Genomic DNA, 17,415 nt, shown 5'->3' with positions numbered 1-17,415 from the left:
CTCCTACATAATCTTTAGCTTTTCATCTATAGCAACTCTTTTTGCTCTACTACTTCCATACTTATGAATAAATATAATCTTATCCATAGAAATATTATTATACTTTTTATTTATACTTTCACAATTGATAAAATTTCTTACATATCTCTCTTCTATATCTTCACTAGATAATCTTTCTTTTAATACTCCTTCGAGCTCTTCTATAGAAATATCTTTTATAAGATACTTAATTACTAGTATATTTTCTTTTAAAAATTTTATCATCTTTTCTTTATCTAGATTATGAACAAACTTAATAGCAGCTTCATTATTTCTAATGGCAGATATCTCAGCTTTTTCACTAGGATTGTTAATATACCTTAGGGCATCATAGCTAATATTTACAGCCACTAGCTGCACCTCTTCACAAGGATTTTCTATATACTTAATGGAATCATAATTTTTCTCAATAGCCAACCTCTGAAGATAACAGCTAGGATTCTTTATATACTGAATAGCCCATCCCTTTTGTTCAATCCCTAGATTTACTAGTTCTTCACTAGGAGCATCTATATATTTTAAAGTATTCCAGCTTTCCTTTACTGCATACTCTTTCATTTCTAAGGTAGGCTCATCTATAAATTCAATAGCATTTATATTACTCTTCAATGCTTTTATATTCATTTCCTCTGTTGGATTTTTTATGTACTGTAGAGACATTCCATCCTTCTCTACGGCCAAAAGCTTCATTTCTTCTGTTGGGTTCTTTATAGTTTTTATAATAATTGGATTCCTCTTTACCATTTCTATAGCTCTATTATAATCCATAACCATATTCCTCCTAGGTTCATAGCACACATAAGACTTATAAAATCTTATAACTGCATAACCTTCACTAAACAATAACTTTATTAAGTAATAATAATTCTCCATTTAATTATATCATTTTATAGTATATTTAAAAGCGCTTTTTTCAATAACTTTATTATAATTTCTTCAAGGTATATATGATTATTATCAAAAAATGAATATCAAAATTAATTGATATCCATTTTCTATGTTTTTAAATATGTATTTCAACAGAAAGCATATCGTCGTCTGTTTCTATTAAAATATTGCCTTTATTACCACTCACTATTTTTTGAACATTATGTAGTCCATAGCCCCTACTAGAACCCTTAGTTGAATATCCTTCTTTAAACATTGAGGATATATTTATTTTATTCATATCTTTTACAGTGTTTTTTATAGTGATAACATATCTACCGTTGGTAGAATAATCTTCATCTATATATATCTCAACTAATTTATTTGGACTCTCCTTAGCTGCTTCTATAGCGTTATTTAGTAAATTAGTTAATATAATTACCATATCTGATTGACTAATCTTTATATTATTCAAGCTATTTTTAATGTTACACTTTATGCTTACATCGGCTTTTTCTGCTTCACAAATTTTACTATAAATAAGAGCTCTTAAAATTATATTATCTATTGCCATTAGCTTTGTTAAAGTATCTTTATAAGTTATATCTTCTATATACTTCTTTATTACTTTATTAACTTCATCATAATTTCCCACCTGAAGAGTTGAGTATATCACATTTAAATGATTTTTATATTCATGTTCACTAGCCCTTAACTTCTCAATATACTCATTTAAAATCAAATTATATTTATTTTGAATTTCTAATATTTCATTTTCCTTCATAATTTTATATATATCCCTACACAAAATCATGGTTATTACAATGAATACTAACAATGCTGAAAATAATCCAATTCTTAATCCACTGCCTATAAAATGACTATCATTTATAAATATTAATATAGTTAATATTAGAAATAAATTAACTATTCCTGTTATGATAATTTTAGTACTTATCTTAGGTATAGTTGAAATATTCACCTTAATATATTTAGTAAAGTAATATATAGTACCTAAGGTAATTGTAAATACACCCACTAATGTTAAGGTTAAATTTATACTCTCTGTATTAATATCTAATATACCTACTATAATTCCAACAATACTTTCTGCTATCATTAAAACTAATAACGATATAGTTATCTTTATTAGTGATTTATAAAAAGTGTCATTATGTAAAAATTTATTTATGAATGCATATATTATAGTTAAAGCTCCTATAGTAACTACTGGTATTTTTATAACAATACCAAAAACATATGCTAATATAATAGAAATTAAAACATTTTTAATATTAATTTTATCAAATAAAATATTGCAAATCATACCTAATGTAAACAACTCTAAAAAATTATTTATACTCATTTTCATACCCTAAAATTTCAAATACTTTTTCACAGTAACTTATAGATAAGTCAATAATGTCGCTGATGTTAACAAAATGTACTTTCCATAACTTAGTATACATCTTGTCTATTCTTTTTATATATTTAGTGTTTACAATAAAGGATTTATGACATTGTACTATACTATTTGATTCAATCATACTTAAAAGCTTCCCTAGAGATAATTTTGCATAAATTACTCCATTCTTAACTGTTACAATTTTGCACTTCCTTGGTATATACTCAGCAAAAACTATATCATCATGATAGAGTTTATAGGTTATTTTATTTTCTATAGTTATCATACTATACTTTCGATTGTCATTTTTTTTAACATTTTCTTTCATAAACACATCTATGATTCTTTTAATATCTTTTTTACTATAGGGCTTTATTAAGAAATCATAGCAGTGTATATTTTTAAATGCATCTACCATCTGATAACCTTGACTTGTTATAAATACTATTCCTTTTAATTCACAGCCTTCCATAGCTCTAATTTTTTTAGCTATATCTATCCCAGATCCATCTGGTAAGTTAATGTCAATAAAGAATAAGTCAACATTTTTTTCACTAATGACTTTTAATGACTCTTTAAATGAATGTGCCGTTAGGAGCTCCACATTATTATAACTTTCTTTAATTAGGTTAGACAAATTATCACTTTGAATAATATCATCTTCTATTAACAATAATTGCATCTTCATCACCCCTAACAATTATAGCACATTTTAGATAATTATTACTTTCTTTTTTCTCTTAATTCTAATGGTAATTCAACTTCTCCCCAAAAGAATATAGAAGAAGATTTCAGTGCTGCTTCTCCTACTCCTATACTAGCATTAGTTAATACACCACTCATAAGTTTTCTTAAGTCGAATTTTTTCATTAAATTTTTCATTACAGATTTCCCCCTGTTATTCATATAATATTCATAAATCATATATGTTCCAAATAATAATACAAGATTTATGTACACAGAATCATTTACTACTCTTACTAAAGTATATGTAAATAAATATATGAAGCTTGTCTTTAATTTTAATTTTAAAATTACCTTAGGATCTTCTATTGCTTTAATCTTAGTTCTATATTTAGCAGTAAAAATTGTAGCTATAACAGATACTAATATTAAAACTCTTATGAATCTTGGTATTATTATTATAGAAGATAAAAAATACATACTTAAATATATTCCTGTAGTCTTTATAAAGCATCTTGCAAAGCTTTTACAATGCCCACCTCCAAGTTTAGTTCTAACCCCTAAAATTAATACTGTAATTATGAAAAATTCAGGTAATCTTTTAAGCATAATAGATATTAAAAGTATTATAAAGAATTTGATCCCTTCACTTATAAAAATCTCTACCCCATATCTAATTCTATCAAGATAATATATATCTTCTATATTAGATTCTGTGGCAATAAAATTCACAATTTTTTTTACTAAAATACTAATCATAAAATCCCTTCTTAATTTCAAGTTTTAACAAAATTATACACCATTGCTATATGTTTTATTTTGAATTTTCATGAAATTACTTATTTCATACCTAAAATTCCTTATTTTTCACACTTAAACTTTATTTTACATTAATTCTTAACTTACATGTTCGATATTTAACCTTTCGTTCCAAAAACCACACTACAAGATTATTTTAAGCTATAATCATACATGAATAACACACTTATATAGAGGTGGTTTAATTACAACACCAGTAAAATATTAATAGAAATAATAATCTCAAATTCCTTTCATTAATATATATAAAGCACCTCTATATTCATTTTATACTAAACTTATATTTATATTTATATTTATATTTATATTTAGAATCTTTTATTGTGAGGTGCTTCTGATGAAATCTATCAGAAAAGATTTAAAATTAGATTTGATAGCTTCTATTATAGCTATATTGATTTTCTTATTTTCAGTACCTAGATTAATAAAGACATCTGACCCTACTACCATTGCATTTTTAGGTATTTGTGTATTACTACTCCTTATATGTAACTTGCGTAAAATTCATAGTAATAATTAGGTTATTATTATAATAGATTGTATTCAATAGTTTAACTTAATATATGTAATTAACCAATTTAATTGTAATTGTGACTATAAAGTGTAAAGTCAATGTCCCCTATATAAAAAAGAAAACACAGTAAAGTTTCTAATCTTTTAGCACTTTACCGTGTTTTCCTTTTGTTGATAAATAAAAATAATGAAGCTTTAAATTTAATATATTAGTTTAATAATTAATTACTTTTGAATAAAATATTTTTTTAATAGTCTTTACTACAGAATCACTTTCATTATCTCCTATGATTTGTGAATTATTTTCTTTAACTGTAATAGATGCATTTTCTACTACATATCCTTCATCTGCTACTTCAAGCATAGAACTATCCTGTTCTACACCAGCAAATACAACTACTTTCTCACTTTTAATCATCTCTCTTAACTTTATCAAAGCGCTTCCTCTAGATGTTTTACCACTATACACTTTTAAAATATAGTAATCTTCGTTATATCTTTCATATATAACCTTGATGTTTTTATAATCCCTACATCCTTTAAGCCTATTATGTAGTATTTCTATTTTATCTATCTTGTTAATAACCATGATGCAAATTACGTCTAGCCCTTGTGGTAGTTTACTATATATATAATTTTTCAATGGAAGTACTTTCTCTAAATTATAAAATCTCTTTTCTTCTTCATTAGTAAAATTACCATAATAAATGTGCATCACATTATTAATTATAGTATGAGTAAAGGTATTTATAGATAACTCATCACATATATTTAAGATTCGTTCAGCTATTTCATTATTTATTCCTTCATGGTAAACATAGCTTTTCTTATTAAAATCATATATTGCTGCTCCATTCATTGTAATTACTGGTAACTTAATATCCATACTACTAACTATAGGTGCTACAGTTTCTGGAGTTTTATCTATTACTAATGTCACTAGTGCTCCTTCTTCTATCATTTCCTTTAGTTTTACCTTAGTATAAGCACTAACTTGATTTTTAGAATCCATTAAAGTATTCGTTAGTGTACTTACAAACAAAATTTTGGTATTTCTCTTCTTAGGTAACCTCATAGCATTGACCCCTAACGCTATAAAAATCCCAATTAAAGTGTCTATAATCCTATTAATAGTAAATGCATAAGGAACTACATCATCTCCATGATTTATAGCCACACTTAAAAATACTACACAACTAATATAGGATGCTGTTTGTCTTTCAAGTAATATAGTAGTATATATTAAAGGTATGATAGCTACAGATGTTAATAGATATCTTAGTTGTGGCATAGATTCAGGTATAAATCTTCTTTCTAATAATAACACTATCACTCCAAAGGCACCTCCAATTAAAGTCCCAATGGTACGATTTAAACCAACCTGCTTAGTACTCTCCACACCTTGTTGCATGCATAAAATTGCCGCTATTGCTGAATAGAATGGCATTCCTGTGCCTCTTACTAAATATATTAAAAAACATATAAAGACTGCCACTGCTGATTTTATAATCCTCATTCCTATCCTTGGCATTAAAATCCCCTTCTTTAACTAATAATTTATAATACATTATATCATGAGTATTTATAACTTTTTATATTTAAACGTATTCTAATTTTACATATAAATATTCAAATATTCTTTAAAATCTAATGAATTTTAGTTATTCTGAAGTTTATATACATAATTAATATTGACATTCATCATGTTTTCCATATATAATTATTCCAATTATATGGAATTTGTTGTCATTACCTTTATAAAATAAGTATAAATATAGGATTTTAAGGGGGAGAAACTCATGCTTGAATTTTTTAAACTCATACCTATAATTATTATGATTATATTTCTTTGTCTGGGAATTGGTGTCTTTCTACTTATTAATAAGATATTTAAATGATGTATTTATCTAAGTTTTGATTTGACTTTTATAATGAATAAAGTTATATCTTATAAGATAATATAAATATATAAACTTAATAGGAGGTTCATAAATGAATAGCTTAAATTCTAAAGAATACCTTTTAAAACTAATTGATACTACGGATTTACTTTTATGCTTCTTTACTGGAAAATGTTTTTGAGGAAATGATGACCTGCTTTGTAAAGTAGATGACTTGCTTACTAATTATCCTAAGGTTAAATCTATAAAAATTAGTATTGATGAATTTCCTTCCTTGTGTGCAGAATTTTCAGTTTTTACAGCACCTACAATTTTACTTTTTACTCAAGGAAAAGAAACCCTAAGAGAATCTAGATTCATTGTCATGAATGAGTTAGATAAAAATATAAATAGATATTATAGTTTAATATTTTAATAATATTCTTTTCAACCTTTTAGTAATTTATATAATAACTAAAAGGTATTTTTTATATCTTCACTTAAAATAATTATTAAAATTATTTTATATTTGTATAAACTTCCTTGACTCTATAGTCCCTATAGGGTTTAACCTTTGAAATATAAAATATTGAATTTAGGAGATGATTTTATGAATAAAGAATATTTAAATGATACTATCAAATTATTATGTGAACGTGCAAGTTGCCGAAGCTTTCTAGACAAGAAAATTCCTGATGAACTATTGAATGAGATTATATCTTGCGGCTTACATGCTGCTACTGGAGGAAATCTTCAACCTTACTCTATAATAAAGATAACTGATGATAATACTAAGGAACGTTTAGTTAATGAATGCGATATGCAATCACTAGTTAAAAATGCACCTGTTAATCTTCTATTCTGTATTGACTGGAGAAGAATTCAACGTTGGTGTGAAGCCTCTGATGCTCCTTTTGTAGCTACCAAGAGTTATAGACATTTTTGGATTGCTCTTCAAGATACAATAATATGTGCTCAAAATATTTGTACTGCTGCTGATTCTATAGGTTTAGGCTCTGTATATATAGGCACAGTAGAAAGTTGTTTTATGGAATTAAAATCTATATTTAATATTCCAGAAGGCGTATTCCCTGTAGTTCTTTTAAGTATTGGATATCCAAATCAACCTTTAATTCCTGCTCCAAAGTTAGGCATAGAAGCCATAGTTCATGAGGAAAGCTATAAAGACTTAACTATAGACACTTTAGTAAAACTACAAAATGAAAAATACAATTCTAAAAAATTTCCCCTTAGTCCAACTAATATGGCATCAATGAAAGAAGTGACTTTAGATATAGGTGGCGAAGATTACAGTAATAAGATTATTACATCTATAGAACAGCAAGGTTATATTAATATGGCCCAAAGATACTTTGGTCTTCACTATAAAGCAAATTGGTCTTGTATAGGAAATAAGAATTTTATAGAAGCTCTTAAGGCATATGGATTTACATGGATTATGGGAGAGGACTTTCCTACTGGTGACAAATAAATTTTAAAATTAAAGGATATAATTAGTCAATAAACTACCAATTATATCCTTTAAATATTTCACGATAATTACTATTTCAATAATAGCTGAATCTGTCTCACCCATTCTTCATTATTATCAGATATGTTTGGCCCTATAATTAATTCTTCTATACCGATTCCTTGTAATTCCATTTTAGAAGATTTTATATATTTTAATAAGCTATCATAACTTTCTTTTAAACTGTCCCGACTACCTATATGGTCAATGACTCCATAAACCCCTTCTTTTAATGTGTATTTATTCTTAGAATCATTTAGCTTTTCTTCTTTGCTAAGAGCCAGATAACTTTTAAGATGAGTTTCTCCTTTATCATTAATATTTATTAACCTTGACGGCTTAAACATAACTTCTACACTAATACTACAATTTCTATCAAAACTTACCAAAGACCTTATTACATTATCTATAGTGCTATTTTCATTTACGTCTATTAAATATCCTTCCCTTCTTTCTAATACCATAATTCTCGGCTCTGTAGAATAATTTCCTTCCCTTAAATCATTTATATTTTTTAATTGCTCTTCTACATAACAAGAAACTTTTTTTAAGTTCTCTATGTTTTCATCAATTACATTTTTCAAATTATTAAACAATTTTTCTGTTTCACATATATCTCCACTTAAAACCTTCATAATTTCACTAAGAGATAATCCCGTAGACTGTAATGCTTTTATTTTCCACAATCTCTGACTAGAAGTACTATCATAATATCGATAACCTGACTTAGAATCTACTTCTACAGGAACTAATAATCCAATATTATGGTAGTATCTTAAAGTTTGTATGTTTATATTATGTAGTTTAGCCATTTCACCTATACTAAATTTCACTTCGTTTTCACCTCATATATTAAATAAAATTAAATTATAACCTTATAAGAAAATAGGAGACATATTACTGCCTCCCATTGTTAACACTGCTCTAAAATAATAGTTCTACTCCGGAATCCAAGCCTCTCATAAAACTTAAGTACATCCTCATTTCCTACAGCTACTCCAATTATTTTTTTATTAACCTTGTTATCATCTAGCCATTTAATGGCTCTTTTAATAAGTTCATCACCAATCCCATACGTCCTATATTCAGGCTCTATATATAAAGAACTAACTTCTCCTACAAGACCACTATTTATTGTAGAAATACAATATCCCACATATATTTTTTTATCTTTGTCCCTAACTAGATTAATATTTATATTGTCCTTCTTGTAAATAAGGAATCCATTACTTCTTTCCTTAAATGAGAGCTTCTCATATTTTTCTTTAAAATTTATAGATTTATTTTTATGATGATTATTAAGCTTATCCCACAGTGGACTTACATATTCTAATAGTTCCTTTGAGCCTGAAATAATTTCAATATTTAGCATTTTAGACACCCTCTTTAACTATAATAAATATCTATTTTTTCAAATAAAACTCCATAACATTTTTAACCATAGCTGTTGGTATTCCACTACCGCCTCTACCCTTTACATCTTCTATTATCATAGATATGGCAATTTTAGAATCATCTGTGTTTACAGCTACAAACCATCCATTTTCTTTACCCGATTCATCTTTTTGATCTTTCTTTATCTCTGAAGTTCCAGTTTTACCAGCTATATTAAATCCATTTACTTTTGCAGTGGTAGCTGTTCCATCTGCATCATTTATTACAGCTGAGAAAGCATCTACTAAAGCTGGTACTTTTTCTGCCTTTATAGCATTTTTCAATACTTTTGCTTCTGGATTTTTTCCAATGTTAAGTCTTGGCTGCATTATATCTCCATTGTTTCCTAATGCACTATATGATAATGCAATATCTAATGGTGACATAAGCACCTCACCTTGACCATATCCTGTGTCAGCAAGAAGTATTTCTTTACTTAAAGTATTATCATTACTAATTTGAGAAGTTTCCATTGGGAAATCAAAAGTTATCTCTTCTCCAATACCAAAGTTTTTAGCTCCACTTATAAAGGCATCTGCTCCTATATTCAATGCTACTCTTGCAAAATAAATATTATCCGAGTATTTTGTAGCTTCTTTTAAGTTTATAGCCTTACCAGGATCTTTTACTCTCGTAACCTTATATCCACCCCATGATGAATTATTTTGCCAATCTAATCCCTTAATATCCATAGTTTCTCCTGGATTAAGTGCGCCTGCATCCAATCCTATAGCCGCTGTAACTAGCTTCATTGTAGAGCCTGGTGCGTATACATTATTAAACCTATTGTCAAACTGCTGGCCATCAAGCTTTTTCCACTGCTCACTTAAGGATTTTGTTTTATATGTTACAAATATATTTGGATCATAGGAAGGTGAACTTACCATAGCTAAAACTTCTCCAGTTTTAGGGTCTACTGCAGTAGATGCTCCCTTCTCACCTTTCATTTCACTATATATCTTACTTTGAAGCTCTGGGTCTATTGATAGTTTTATATCCTGACCATTCTTTGCTTCTGTTTTAGCTAAAGTTATTTTTTCTTCTCCCTTTTCAATGTATATTTCTCCACCATCTTGGCCCCTTAATATATCTTCATAAACCTTCTCAAGACCAGCTTTTCCAAGGAGACTTATTTGTGAATAACCCTTATCTTTATTATTTTCTATTTCTTCTGCTGTAATGGCTCCCACATATCCTATTAGATTTCCAAAAGCTTCTCCTCCGGTGTAAACTCTGGAGTTTTTATTGTTTATTTGAACTCCTTCAATAGTGGAAAGCTTATTTAACTTTTCAGAATCAGATTGAAGTACAGATACTATTGGTACAAAATAATCTGGGTTAGTATTAGCTGCTAGCTGTTCTTCTATATATGACTCACTTATGTCTAATATAGTTGCCATAGCTGTTATTTTTTCTGACTTTTTATTTTCAAATTTACTTGGATGAATTCCTACAGACTTTACTATATCATCTTGTGCTAAAAAGTTCCCATTTCTATCTAATATACTTCCACGTTTAGAGTAATAATCTTCTACCCTCACTTTATCATCTGGTTTTTCCATTTGAGGAAATATTAAACTCTCATTCCACTTTACTTTATACCCATCCTCTTCTTTAACTAAAGTTGCTTTATAATCTTTGATATCTACCTTTCCTGCCACTGTATCCATAGTCATAGTAAATGGTATTTCTAATGACTTTTTATCTCTTTCCTTTTCTCCTACTATTTGAATATCCATATTACTAGCTACAATAGCACTATATATATTAGTGTATCTTTCTAAAAATTCTTCCTCGTTTATATATGCTTTTGATTCCACTGAAAGCATATTATACATACTTTTAAAATCTTGCTTAATCCAAGCATTTTTATAAATGTTAAAGGCATCCTTTATTTCATCTTTCTTAGAGCAACCTGTAAATAAAGATATACCTATAATTATAGTTCCAATAATTAAGCTTAGTTTCTTTAAATTATTTTTCATTACTATCCTCCTTATAAAATGTATTTTCTTACTGGGTACTTCACAGTTTAAATACAAGCTTATCTATTCTACTCAATAAATAAACTACTACATCTATTGTAAGTTTATATATACTTTTATTCAATGAATTTTCTTAAAAATAAAAGTGAATCTTTTACAAATTTTTTAAAATATTAATGTATAATTAAAATAGAAAGGATTGGTGAAATCATGATAGATATTGAAAATGAAAGCAAAATTTATCTTCAACGTGAAGAAAGAACTAAATGGTTCCAAGAAGCTAGATTTGGAATGTTTATACACTGGGGATTATATAGTATACCTGCTGCAGGTGAATGGATTATGACTAACCGACAGATGACTGTTGAAGAATATAAACCATACTTTGCTGAATTTAATCCAACCAAATATAACCCTAGACAATGGGCCAAACTTGCAAAGAAAGCCGGCATGAAGTATGCAGTTATGACTGCTAAACATCACGATGGTTTTTGCTTATTTGATAGTTCTTATACTGACTATAAATCTACTAATACAAAAGCTGGAAGAGATTTAATTAAAGAATACATAGATGCTTTCAGAACAGAAGATATTAAAATTGGTCTTTATTACTCACTTCTTGATTGGCATCATGAAGACTATCCAGCCTATGGTGATAGGCACCATCCAATGAGAAATAACAAAGCCTTTAAAAATAAAATTCATAACTTCGATAATTATGTTAAGTATTTTCATAATCAAGTTAAGGAATTAGTTACTGGCTACGGTAAAATTGATATAATGTGGTTTGACTTTTCTTATGATAATATGACCGGTGAAAAATGGAAAGCTACTGAACTAGTAGATATGATAAGGAAATATCAACCTGATATAATTATTGATAACAGATTAGATGATAAAAAAAGTATTAAAAAAGCTAACCTTTCTACTTATACCGGTGACTTTGACTCACCAGAACAAATTATTCCTCCAAGGGGCGTACTTAATGAAAATAGAAATCCTGTACCTTGGGAAGCTTGTATTACGCTCAATAATAATTGGGGCTATGCTTCTATGGACAAAGATTATAAATCTTCAAAACAAATAATTAGGAGCTTAGTTGAATGTGTTAGCAAAAATGGTAATATGATTTTAAATGTAGGACCTAATGCAAAGGGTGAAATTCCCAAAGAATCTGCAGTGATTCTAGGAGAAATAGGAGAATGGCTTGCAGATAATGGAGATAGTATCTATGGTTGTAAAGGTAGCTACCTACCAAAACCAGAATGGGGAAGATATACCCAAAAGGGGAATTTACTTTATGCTCATATTTATGATAGAGGAATCGGTCACACTAATCTGAACAATCTAATGGGCAAAATAAAAAAAGCTAGATTGCTTAAAGACTGTTCTGAAATTAAAGTAGAGTTTCCATGGATGGCAGAAGAATTTGAAGCTGATGCCTTTATACACTTGCCTAGTGCAATTCTTCCTGATGAAAAAGATACAGTAGTAGAGTTAGAACTACTATAAGCTCTATTAAAGTTCAATCTTAACTCATGAAAAAACCCCTTTAGTTAAAATCTAAAGAGGTTTTTATCCATAATTTTTCCTATAACTAACTTTGTATGAATATTTACTATAGTTATTAAACTTTTGCTGCACTATTCTAAACTTTGTAATAAATTATCTAAATTACGTTTAAGCTCCTTTGCTTCATCATTAGATATATTCAATTTGCAAAATACTTCTCCTGGCACATCTAAAATCTCACTTTTTAGCTTTAAGCCAGCTTCTGTTAACTCTATTATGACTACTCTATCATCATTTACGTCTCTATGTCTTGTAATTATCCCCATAGATTCTAATTTTTTTAATAATGGAGTTAAAGTACCTGAGTCTAAGTGTAGTCTTTTACCAATGTCCTTAACTGTCATCTTTTCTTCTTCCCATAACACTAACATAGCTAAGTATTGTGTATAAGTAAGATTATGCTTATCAAGAATGGATTTATACAACTTTATTACCTCTCTAGATGCTGCATATAGAGAAAAGCATATTTGATTTTCTAGTTTAATACATTCACAATTCTTCATATAAATTCTCCATTTCACAGAATGACTTATTAAAATTAATTCTTAATAAACCACATTGTTTGAGATTATTTTACAATTTTAAAATTTATATGTCAATACAACAAATAATTTGAATAACATTATAAATAATTCATACAAATATCTCTTATTTTACTTTTCCTTTGAATCTACATAGGAAACTGCTGATAATGCAGCCACATTTCCTTCCCCTGCAGACTTTATATATTGATAAGGTCTTCCTACTATATCTCCTGCTGCGAAACAACCTTTTAAGTTCGTTTGCATTAGCCTATCAACCTCTACATGATTGTCTACGATTTTTAATCCCGGAACTAATTGACCTGGAGATATGCTATCTCTTAGTATAAATAAACCATCAGTATTAATTTCTTTATTCTTTAAAACTAGCTTTTCCACTTTACCTTCACCAATTATTTCTACTGGTATATCATTTACTACTTCTATAGATGAATGAACATTTACAAACTCTTTATACATAGGAATATAATATACCTTTGATGCTAAAGTAGCAATAAAGTTTGCCTCTTCCTCTTCTTTTTTACTATAGGCTATTATTGTAACTACTTTATTTCTATAAAGTGGTGCATCACAGGTAGCGCAATATCCAACACCCTTACCTAGAAGTTTTTCTTCACCATGGAATAGTTTACCATATTGAATTCCTGTAGCTAATATTACTGATGTTGCTTCATAGGTTTTATCATTTACCATTAAAGCAAAGTAATCTCCCATAGCATATATATTATTTATTTTTTCTTCTGTTATTTTTATATCCATAGCTCTTAAGTGATTGATAAAGGCTTGTTGTATCTCTTTACCACTTTTACCATGGAAACCTAAATAATTATTAATTTCATTAGCTTTTACTAATTTATTTGAAAGTTCATCATTACCAAATATGATAAAATTCTTATTTCTTATTTTTGCATTTAAAGCGGCTGATATTCCTGCTGGTCCACTACCAACTATTGCAATATCATATCTTTCACTCATAGCTTTATCCTCCAAATTTACAGATTAAAAATATAGGAGTAACCTCCTATATTTTTATTATATATAAGCTTCTACAATTTCTTTTATTCTCTCTTTTGGTACAAACCCTACTGTAGTATTTACATTTTTTCCATCTTTAAATACTATTATTGTAGGAATGGATGCTACACTATATTGCATTGATATGTCTGGGCATTGATCCACATCAACTTTTATAAATTTAACCTTGCCTTCCATTTCAGTTGATAATTCTTCAAATATTGGAGCTAACATTTTACAAGGTCCACACCATGTTGCGAAAAAGTCTACTACTACAACACCATCTTTTATTTCATTATTAAATTCAGCTGAATTAACTATCTTTGCCATCTTTTATTCCTCCTAAAATCAATTTACCAAAATATTATTTATCTAAATTAAATTTTGTTCAATTTAATTTGTTAATACTAATTTACATGTTTATATATTAAATGTCAAGTCATTTTAAAAATATTTTTATATAATTACATAATGAAATCTTATGTTTTAAAATTTAATAATAGTAAACCCTCTAATTATATTATTTCATACTTAAATAGGTTTTATTTATTATAATAATATTTTTATTATGAAGTTTTTAACATCTATTTTAATATCTAATAAAAATATATCTCATTTCAAGAAAATATAATTATCTTAAAATGAGATAAAAGTATCAACTTTTCTGTGATATTTACAACATGACTAATAATCTTATAATCCTATTAAAAGTCCTGCAATAGTTGCACTTAAAAGGTTCGCTAAAGTGCCTGCAACCACAGCTTTTAATCCTAATTTTGCAACTTCATGCTTTCTCTTTGGTGCCATTCCTCCAATTCCACCGATTAAAATAGCAATGGAAGATATGTTTGCAAAACCACATAGTGAAAAAGTCATTATAGCTGCAGTTTTTTGCGAAAGGTCACCTATTATAGGTCCTAGTTTACTAAAGGCAACAAATTCATTTAAAATTATCTTTTGTCCTAGAAGAGCTCCAGCCGTTAAAGCCTCATTCCAAGGAACTCCTATAATTGCAACCACTGGTGAGAATATGTATCCAAATATCATTTCTAATCTTAATCCATCTATTCCAATAAGTCCACCAATAAATCCTATTATTCCATTTACTAAAGCTATAAGAGAAATAAATGCAAGTAACATGGCACCTATGTTTAGCGCTAAACCTAACCCTTCTGATGCTCCCTTCGATGCTGCATCTACCACGTTAACTGAACCATCTTTTCCTAATTCAATTTTATCTTCTAAGGCTTTTGCATCACTTTCTGGAAATATCATTTTAGCCATTATCAGTCCTGCTGGAGCAGCCATAAAGCTTGCTGAGATAAGATATTCTAGTGGAATCCCCATAAGTGAATACCCAACTAAAACAGAACCTGAAACTGAAGCTACACCTCCAACCATTACAGTAAATAATTCTGATGTAGACAGTTTATTGATATATGGTTTTATTAAAAGAGGTGACTCTGTTTGCGATAAAAATATATTTGCAGCTGCTGATAAAGTTTCAAGTTTAGACGTTCCTAGGAGTCTTGCTAAAGCCCCACCTATTATCTTTACAATAAATTGCATTATCCCAAAGTAGTATAATACAGAAACTAAAGATGAAATAAATATAATAACAGTTAATACCTGAAAAGCAAAAACCATTCCTCCATTAGTAGGTATAGCTGCTCCAAACAAAAAATTTATTCCTTCATTTGCATACCCGATAATTGAAGTTGCCATTGTGGCTACCTTCTGTAAGGCTTTCTTCCCAACAGCTGACTTTAAAACTATAACTGCAAAACACAATTGAATTAAAAATCCTATAATAATAGTTCTCCAGTTTATTTTCTTTTTATTATTTGACAGTAAGAATGCTACTATAAAAATAAATATAATACCTATAATGCTATTTAATATGTCCATTGAATCACCTTTATCCTTTGTAATTTTTCTATTATATTGTTATCTTCAATATAATCTACTATTCATTTGTAAAAATATTTAATAATTAACCTCCTACAAAATAAATTAAAAAATAGTTCGCATTAGAACACTCCATTTCCTCCGCAAACTATTTTATGTTGAATCATTAAAGATGTCAATTTATCTTATGGGATAATTAATTTATTTAATAGGTAAGAATATTGAAAATACAGTTCCCTGTTTTTTTGATTTTACTTTAATATATCCACCTTGTTTTGAAATAATTTCCCTTGTTAAATAAAGTCCTATACCAATACCTTCAACATCGCCAACATTCTTTCCTCTATAAAACCTACTAAATATTTTAGGTAGTTCTTCTTCACTAATCCCTATACCATTATCCTCAATATCTATCCTTGCAAATATTTCATAACTTTGTATAGAAATATTAATTACTCCGTTTTCTTTTGTGTACTTTACTGCATTCTCTAGAATGTTAAATACACTCTCTATAGTCCAGTTTCTATCATGTAAAATTGTAACTTTTTCCTTTTCATTAAGCTCTAAAATTATATTTTTAAATTGTGCCTTTTTGCGTATTTGACCTATTGCTAATAATATAGTTTCATTTAAGCTTTCATAACATGGCTTTAACTGAATTACACCACTTTCTAACCTAGACATTTTAATCATACTTTCTACTAAAAAACTTAGCTCATTTAAAGAAACCATAATTGTTTCTTGAAAATCTCTTCTCTCTTCTTCTGTCAAATTATCATATTGAAGAAACTCACCATACATCTTTAAATTTGTTAATGGTGTTTTTAGTTGATGCGCTATATCAGAAATTAATGACTTTATTTCATTCTTATCATCTTCTATTTGCTTATTTTGAGCTTTCAAAATTCTAGTTAACTTAATAGTTTGAGATTGAAGCTTTGAGAAAATTGAATCTTCAACTATAGAAAACACTTCTTTTTCCTTCATATCAGTCATTATGGCTAACATATCCGAAAGTTTTATAATTATTTCTATCATATAACTTTTAAATAGTCCTTCATACATATAAAATCCTAAAATAATTATTATTGAAAAAATAGTTGAGATAATAGTTACGTTTAAATTTTTTACTGAAAAAGTTATAAATGCAGTAAATGCTGAACAAATTAATATAATTAATATTTGAATCATATTTTTCATCTTATAAAAATTACTTTTCATA

General features: G+C 27.9%; 17 protein-coding genes. 4 read left to right on the top strand and 13 right to left on the bottom strand.

The window, feature by feature from the left end; translation table 11 throughout:
• Window positions 1-3: 3 nt before the first annotated feature.
• From B3086_RS00755 to B3086_RS00740, 4 genes are all read right to left on the bottom strand, one after another.
• Window positions 4-807: a hypothetical protein gene (locus tag B3086_RS00755; protein WP_346848739.1), complete on the bottom strand. Its 804-nt coding sequence runs from the start codon at window positions 805-807 to the stop codon at window positions 4-6.
• Between the two features lie 235 nt (window positions 808-1,042).
• Entirely contained in the window at window positions 1,043-2,272 is a 1,230-nt protein-coding gene (locus B3086_RS00750; protein WP_346876299.1) for a sensor histidine kinase, read from the bottom strand.
• Window positions 2,259-2,993, bottom strand: a complete 735-nt coding sequence (locus tag B3086_RS00745; protein WP_346879820.1) for a LytTR family DNA-binding domain-containing protein — start codon at window positions 2,991-2,993, stop codon at window positions 2,259-2,261. The genes B3086_RS00750 and B3086_RS00745 overlap by 14 nt, the downstream gene beginning before the upstream one ends.
• 41 nt (window positions 2,994-3,034) lie before the next feature.
• Window positions 3,035-3,754, bottom strand: coding sequence for an accessory gene regulator B family protein (locus B3086_RS00740; protein WP_346876298.1), 720 nt, complete (start codon window positions 3,752-3,754; stop codon window positions 3,035-3,037).
• 397 nt (window positions 3,755-4,151) lie between these two features.
• Between B3086_RS00740 and B3086_RS00735 the strand changes: the two genes are divergently transcribed.
• Window positions 4,152-4,334: a hypothetical protein gene (locus tag B3086_RS00735; RefSeq protein WP_150845295.1), complete on the top strand. Its 183-nt coding sequence runs from the start codon at window positions 4,152-4,154 to the stop codon at window positions 4,332-4,334.
• Between the two features lie 207 nt (window positions 4,335-4,541).
• Here the strand turns inward: B3086_RS00735 and B3086_RS00730 are convergent, their stop codons facing one another.
• Complete coding sequence (locus B3086_RS00730) at window positions 4,542-5,858, bottom strand: HAD hydrolase family protein (RefSeq protein ID WP_346879819.1); 1,317 nt, start codon at window positions 5,856-5,858, stop codon at window positions 4,542-4,544.
• Window positions 5,859-6,442: 584 nt separating this feature from the next.
• Between B3086_RS00730 and B3086_RS00725 the strand changes: the two genes are divergently transcribed.
• Together B3086_RS00725 and B3086_RS00720 are read left to right on the top strand one after the other, a co-directional pair.
• On the top strand, window positions 6,443-6,643 hold the full coding sequence (locus tag B3086_RS00725) for a thioredoxin family protein (RefSeq protein ID WP_346876296.1): 201 nt from the start codon (window positions 6,443-6,445) through the stop codon (window positions 6,641-6,643).
• A 174-nt stretch (window positions 6,644-6,817) separates the two neighbouring features.
• Window positions 6,818-7,699 (top strand): nitroreductase family protein, encoded by an 882-nt coding sequence (locus B3086_RS00720; protein ID WP_346848733.1) that lies wholly within the window; start codon window positions 6,818-6,820, stop codon window positions 7,697-7,699.
• Window positions 7,700-7,770: 71 nt separating this feature from the next.
• Here B3086_RS00720 and B3086_RS00715 read toward each other — a convergent pair whose 3' ends face one another.
• The 3 genes from B3086_RS00715 to B3086_RS00705 form a co-directional block, all read right to left on the bottom strand.
• A complete protein-coding gene (locus B3086_RS00715) occupies window positions 7,771-8,571 on the bottom strand; it encodes a MerR family transcriptional regulator (RefSeq protein ID WP_346876295.1) in 801 nt (266 codons plus the stop codon).
• A gap of 80 nt (window positions 8,572-8,651) precedes the next feature.
• Window positions 8,652-9,110: a GNAT family N-acetyltransferase gene (locus B3086_RS00710; protein ID WP_346876294.1), complete on the bottom strand. Its 459-nt coding sequence runs from the start codon at window positions 9,108-9,110 to the stop codon at window positions 8,652-8,654.
• 31 nt (window positions 9,111-9,141) lie between these two features.
• Complete coding sequence (locus tag B3086_RS00705; protein WP_346892613.1) at window positions 9,142-11,157, bottom strand: penicillin-binding transpeptidase domain-containing protein; 2,016 nt, start codon at window positions 11,155-11,157, stop codon at window positions 9,142-9,144.
• Window positions 11,158-11,367: 210 nt separating this feature from the next.
• Here B3086_RS00705 and B3086_RS00700 point away from each other — a divergent pair, with 210 nt between their 5' ends.
• Window positions 11,368-12,669, top strand: coding sequence for an alpha-L-fucosidase (locus B3086_RS00700; protein WP_346876292.1), 1,302 nt, complete (start codon window positions 11,368-11,370; stop codon window positions 12,667-12,669).
• A gap of 131 nt (window positions 12,670-12,800) precedes the next feature.
• On the opposite strand, the gene B3086_RS00695 is transcribed toward B3086_RS00700, so the two are convergent.
• The 5 genes from B3086_RS00695 to B3086_RS00675 form a co-directional block, all read right to left on the bottom strand.
• Window positions 12,801-13,232 carry a MarR family transcriptional regulator gene (locus B3086_RS00695; protein ID WP_346848728.1) on the bottom strand — a complete coding sequence of 144 codons (432 nt, stop codon included), beginning with the start codon at window positions 13,230-13,232 and terminating at the stop codon, window positions 12,801-12,803.
• Between the two features lie 150 nt (window positions 13,233-13,382).
• Window positions 13,383-14,246, bottom strand: a complete 864-nt coding sequence (locus tag B3086_RS00690) for an NAD(P)/FAD-dependent oxidoreductase (RefSeq protein WP_346892611.1) — start codon at window positions 14,244-14,246, stop codon at window positions 13,383-13,385.
• Between the two features lie 57 nt (window positions 14,247-14,303).
• The gene (gene trxA / locus B3086_RS00685) at window positions 14,304-14,615 is read right to left on the bottom strand and encodes a thioredoxin (RefSeq protein ID WP_035134706.1); all 312 of its coding nucleotides are present in this window, start codon (window positions 14,613-14,615) and stop codon (window positions 14,304-14,306) included.
• Window positions 14,616-14,978: 363 nt separating this feature from the next.
• Window positions 14,979-16,193 (bottom strand): NupC/NupG family nucleoside CNT transporter, encoded by a 1,215-nt coding sequence (locus B3086_RS00680; protein ID WP_346848725.1) that lies wholly within the window; start codon window positions 16,191-16,193, stop codon window positions 14,979-14,981.
• 201 nt (window positions 16,194-16,394) lie between these two features.
• Window positions 16,395-17,414, bottom strand: coding sequence for a HAMP domain-containing sensor histidine kinase (locus B3086_RS00675; protein WP_346876291.1), 1,020 nt, complete (start codon window positions 17,412-17,414; stop codon window positions 16,395-16,397).
• Between the last annotated feature and the right edge of the window lies 1 nt (window position 17,415).

The organism is Clostridium sp. UBA871 (genome assembly GCF_002295255.1).
In the GTDB taxonomy this organism is placed as follows: domain Bacteria; phylum Bacillota; class Clostridia; order Clostridiales; family Clostridiaceae; genus Clostridium_J; species Clostridium_J sulfidigenes.
This window is presented reverse-complemented; position numbering and strand designations above follow the sequence as displayed.